3 protein-coding genes are annotated in these 5,036 nt (G+C 74.7%); 2 read left to right on the top strand and 1 reads right to left on the bottom strand.

Going from position 1 to position 5,036, the window contains the following annotated elements:
• Positions 1-2 precede the first annotated feature (2 nt).
• Positions 3-1,805, top strand: a complete 1,803-nt coding sequence (locus RIM90_RS28935) for a glycoside hydrolase family 15 protein (protein WP_309063709.1) — start codon at positions 3-5, stop codon at positions 1,803-1,805.
• Between the two features lie 289 nt (positions 1,806-2,094).
• Positions 2,095-3,726 carry a PucR family transcriptional regulator gene (locus RIM90_RS28940; protein WP_309063710.1) on the top strand — a complete coding sequence of 544 codons (1,632 nt, stop codon included), beginning with the start codon at positions 2,095-2,097 and terminating at the stop codon, positions 3,724-3,726.
• A 28-nt stretch (positions 3,727-3,754) separates the two neighbouring features.
• On the opposite strand, the gene RIM90_RS28945 is transcribed toward RIM90_RS28940, so the two are convergent.
• Entirely contained in the window at positions 3,755-4,891 is a 1,137-nt protein-coding gene (locus RIM90_RS28945; protein ID WP_309063711.1) for a glycosyltransferase family 4 protein, read from the bottom strand.
• Between the last annotated feature and the right edge of the window lie 145 nt (positions 4,892-5,036).

Raw genomic sequence — 5,036 nt, forward strand, 5'->3', positions numbered from 1 at the left:
ACGTGGCCGGGCGCATCGAAGACTACGCACTCATCGGAGACATGCAGACCGCTGCCCTGGTCTGCCGGGACGGCACGGTGGACTGGCTGTGCCTGCCCCGCTTCGACTCGCACGCCATCTTCGCCGGTCTGTTGGGCACCGAGGAGCACGGCTTCTGGCGGCTCGGTCCGGCGCACGCCCCCGAGGCCGAGCCGCCCACGGCCGCCCGGCGCGGCTACCGCGGCGACTCGCTGATCCTGGAGTCCGAGTGGGACACCCAGCGCGGCACGGTCCGGGTGACCGACTTCATGCCCCCGCGTGACGGCGCCCCGCAGCTGATCCGGATCGTGGAGGGCGTCTCCGGCCGGGTGCCGATGCGCTCGGCACTCCGGATGCGCTTCTCCTACGGCCGGGTGGTGCCGTGGGTGCACAAGCACGAGGGGCGCACGGTCGCCGTCGCGGGCCCGGACTCCGTGTGGTTCGACACCCCCGTCGAGACCTACGGCAAGTCGCTGACCACGTACTCGGACTTCACGGTCGCGCCGGGCGACCGGATCACGTTCACGCTCTCGTGGCAGCCCTCGCACAAGGAGCCGCCGCCGCTGCCGGAGCCGGAGCAGTCCCTGGAGGCGACGGAGGACTTCTGGCGCGAGTGGGTGGAGCACTGTACGTACCACGGCCCCTACCGCGAGGCCGTGATCCGCTCCCTGATCACGCTGAAGGCCCTGACCTACGCCCCGACCGGCGGCATCGTCGCCGCGCCCACCACCTCCCTGCCGGAGGACATCGGCGGCGTCCGCAACTGGGACTACCGCTACACCTGGCTGCGGGACGCGGCGATCACCCTGTCCTCGCTGCTGCGCACCGGCTACCGCGAGGAGGCCCGCGCCTGGCGCGAGTGGCTGCTGCGCGCGGTGGCGGGCGACCCGGAGAACCTGCAGATCATGTACGGCATCGCCGGTGAGCGCGAGCTCGGCGAGGCGGAGCTGGACTGGCTGCCCGGCTACGAGAACTCCAGCCCGGTCCGGGTCGGCAACGGCGCCGCGTCGCAGCTGCAGCTGGATGTGTACGGCGAGGTCACCGAGGCCCTGCACCTGGGCCACATGACCGGTCTGGCCCGCAACGACTACGCCTCCCTGCTCCAGCTGAAGCTGATCCGCTACCTGGAGAAGCACTGGCAGGAGCCGGACGAGGGCATCTGGGAGGTGCGCGGCCCGCGCCGCCACTTCGTGCACTCCAAGGTGATGGCCTGGGTCGCGGTCGACCGCACCATCAAGCTCGTCGAGTCCGGCGACGCCGACGGCCCGCTGGAGGCGTTCAAGCGGCTGCGCGACGACATCCACCGGGACGTGTGCGAGAAGGGCTACGACAAGGAGCGCAACACCTTCACGCAGTCCTACGGCTCGAAGGAACTGGACGCCTCGCTGCTGCTGATTCCGCAGGTGGGCTTCCTGCCGCCGGACGACAAGCGCGTGATCGGCACCGTCGAGGCGATCCAGCGCGAGCTGTCCACGCCCGACGGCTTCATCCTGCGCTACCCGACGGAAGGGCAGCACGAGGGCGTCGACGGCCTGCCGGGTGACGAGGGGGCGTTCCTCGCCTGCTCGTTCTGGATGGCCGACGACCTGGCGATGATCGGCCGCGTGGACGAGGCCCGCAAGCTGTTCGAGAAGCTGCTGTCACTGCGCAACGACCTCGGGCTGCTGGCGGAGGAATGGGATCCGCGCCTGAAGCGCCAGGTGGGCAACTTCCCGCAGGCGTTCAGCCACGTGCCGCTCATCGACACCGCCCTGCGGCTGACGGCTTCGGGCGCCTACGGGGGCTGAGGCCCGCCGCCGCGGCACGAGCCGTCGGCGTCCGCTCCCCGCCCGGACCGCCCGCCGTGGCCCCTGCCCCGGCCGGCAGGGCCCGCAGCGGGGTGCAGGCGCCGGTGCGTGCGGGGCCGCGCCCCTGCCGTTCCCGTGCGCCGAGCGGAAGTGAGTCCGCTCGGTCCGCACGCTCCGAACGGTCGTGGCGGGGCCCGCGCGCCGACGCCGTCTCCGGCGCCCCGGGTCGCCTCGCCGGCCCCCGGCCCCACGGATGTACCGGGGACATCCGCGCAGGTAGCGTCCGGGTATGGACAGCGGATACGACACCCGGGGCGCCGGAATCACCGTGCGGCGGGCGCTGGAGCTGCCCGGGCTGCGCAGCGGGCTGCCCGAGGTCGTGGCGGGCGCCGACCGGTTGCAGCGCACGGTGCGCTGGGTGCACGCGGGTGAGGTGCCCAACATCGCCTCGCTGCTCAAGGGTGGCGAACTGCTGCTGACCACCGGCTACGGACTCGGCCACCGCCCGGCCGACCAGCGCGCGTTCGTGCGCACGCTGGCCGAGCGGGGCATCGCGGCCCTCGTGGTGGAGCTGGGCCCGCGCTTCACCCGGCTGCCCGCCGCCCTCGTCGACACGGCCCGGGCGGCGGGGCTGCCCCTGGTCCAGCTGCACCGCGAGGTGCCGTTCGTGACGGTCACCGAGGAGATCCACACCGAGATCGTCAACGGGCACTACGCGCTGCTGCAGCGTGCGGAGGAGGTGCACCGCCGGTGCACCGAGGCGCTGCTGGGCGGCGGCGGGGTCCCCCGGGTCCTGGAGATCCTGGCCGGGTTCACCGGCAACCCGGTCTTCCTGGAGACGACGGACGGACAGCTGCTGTACGCGGCCGGGGAGGGCCCCGAGGGCGCGGATCCGCTCCAGGTGTGGGAGGGGCTGCGGGACCGGCACCAGGACGACCCACCGGCCGGTTCGGCCCTGGTGGACGTGCCCGGTGGCGGCCCCGGCAGCGGCGGCGTACGGGCCCGGCTGGTGCTGCTGCCGGTCCGGAACGCGCCGGCCCCGGTGCACCGCATGGCGGCCGAGCGGACCGCGGGCATCCTCGCCGTGGTGCTGATGCAGGCCCGCCAGGAGGAGGAGCTGGCGGCGCGGGGACGCGGGGACTTCCTCACCGATCTCGCCGAGGGCCGTGTCACCGCCCAGGACGCGCCCGCGCAGGCGCGCGTGCTGGGCTTCAAGCCGGGCACCGGCCCGCTGCTGCCGGTGGTGATGCGCCTCGGTGACGCCCTGTCCCCGCAGGGGGGAGGCTGGGCGGTGCTGGCCCGCGCGGTGGCCGAGGAACTGGCCTCGCTCGGCGTGCCCGTCCTGCTGGGCGTGCGGCCGGTCGAGGGGCGGGTGCCGCTGCTGCTCGGGCTGCGCTCGGAGGCGGAGCGCCCGGCGATCGCGGACCGGGTGGCCGCGGTGCTGCGGGCCGGGGTGGAGCGGGCGGGCATGCTGCGGCCGGGGACCCGGCCGCCCGTCGTGGTGGTCGGGCCGGCCGGCGGCTGGGCGGCGGCGTCGGCGGGGCTGCGGCACGCGGCGGAGACGGCGGCCGCGGCGCAGGGCCTGCCGGACCGCCCCTGGTACGACGCCCGCCGGCTGGACATCGACCTGCTGCTGTGGCGGCTGCGCGACCATCCGGACCTGGCGGCGTTCGTGGACCGCGCGATCGGCCCCCTCCTGGACCACGACCGCCGCTCCAGACCTTTGCTGCTGCCCACCTTGGAGACGTATCTGGCTCACGCGGGCCGCAAGGCGGAGACGGCCCGCGAACTGCATCTGAACCGGCAGACGCTCTACAACCGGCTCGCCCGCATCGGCGAGTTGCTGGGCACCGACCTCGACGACCCGCAGACGGTACTGGCGTTGAGCCTGGCCCTGCGGGCCCGGCGGCACGTGCCCTGACCGGGCGGCACGTGTCCCGCGTCCGGCGTCAGATCAGCGGCCGGGGCCGGGTCAACTCGTCGTACACGCTGAGCACTTGGGCGACCGTCTCGTCCTCGGTCGGCCAGGTCGCCGCCTGCCGCGCGCCCCGCTCCTTGAGCAACTCCCTGCGGTCGGGGTCGTCCAGCAGCCGTACGACGGCGTCGGCGAGCGCCCGCGCGTTGCCGTACGGGACGAGTTCGGCGGCGTCGCCGACGAGTTCGGGGATGCCGCCGGCGTCGGTCGCGACGAGCGGCACGCGCGCGTGGAGGGCCTCCTGGGCGAACGGGGAGCGCGCCTCCCACCTGCTGGGCAGCAGTGCGAGGTCGGCGGCGGCGAGCAGATCGGGGACGTCGTCGCGCCGGCCGATGAGCCGGACCGGCAGCTCCTCGTCCTCGATCCGCCGCTGGAGTTCACCGCGCAGCGGCCCCTCCCCCGCGACGACGACCAGCGGCACGGGGTCGAGGCGGCTCCACGCGTGCGCGGCGTCCAGCAGGGTGCTGTACCCCCGGTGCCGTTCGAGGGAGCCGACGGCGATGAGCAACGGGCGTCCCATGGCGCCGAGTTCGGCCCGGACCTTGGGCCGCAGCCGGTCGGGGTCCTCCGGCCCCGGGGGCGTGCGCGTCCCGGGAAGCGGCACCGCGGCCAGCCGCGCGTCCCGCGCTCCCGTGCGGCGGGCCCGGTCGACGAGGGCGGAGGTCGTCCCGAGCACCACGGTGGCCGCCTTGACGACCCGCCGCTCCAGCACCCGCAGGAAGTGCGCGCGCGGACCGTCGGCGCGCGCCCGGTCGTGCCAGGTCACGACGAGCGGGGTGTGCCGTCCGCTGAGGGCGAGCACCGTGCGGAAGGAGGCGTGCAGCCCGTGCGCGTGCACCAGGTCGGCGTTCGTACAGGCCGCCCGCAGCGCGGCCACCGCTCCCGGGTCGCTGCTGCGCGGCACGTGCACGTGGTCGGCGCCGACGCCCGTGAAGCCGTAGGTGTGATCCGCCTCGGCGGGGGCGCACACCGTGACCCGCACGCCCCGCGCGACGAGCCCCGCGGCCAGCGAGCGCACATGGGCGCCGCTGGCGGCGTTGCCACCGCCCAGCACCTGCACGGTGCGCAACGGCGACCGGCCGTGCGGCGAGTGGCTGCTCACGGGGGTCACGTGGCCGGGCTCCTGGTTCGGGTCGAACGGTCACGAAGAACGTACAGAAGGATCGTGCGGAGGGGGTGTACCGCGCGGTTCCCTACGCGTACTCCGTCAAGGATGCCAGGACGTACGGGGGTTCCGGGAACGACGGGAGCACGGG

The organism is Streptomyces sp., assembly GCF_031181555.1.
GTDB lineage: Bacteria > Actinomycetota > Actinomycetes > Streptomycetales > Streptomycetaceae > Streptomyces > Streptomyces fimbriatus.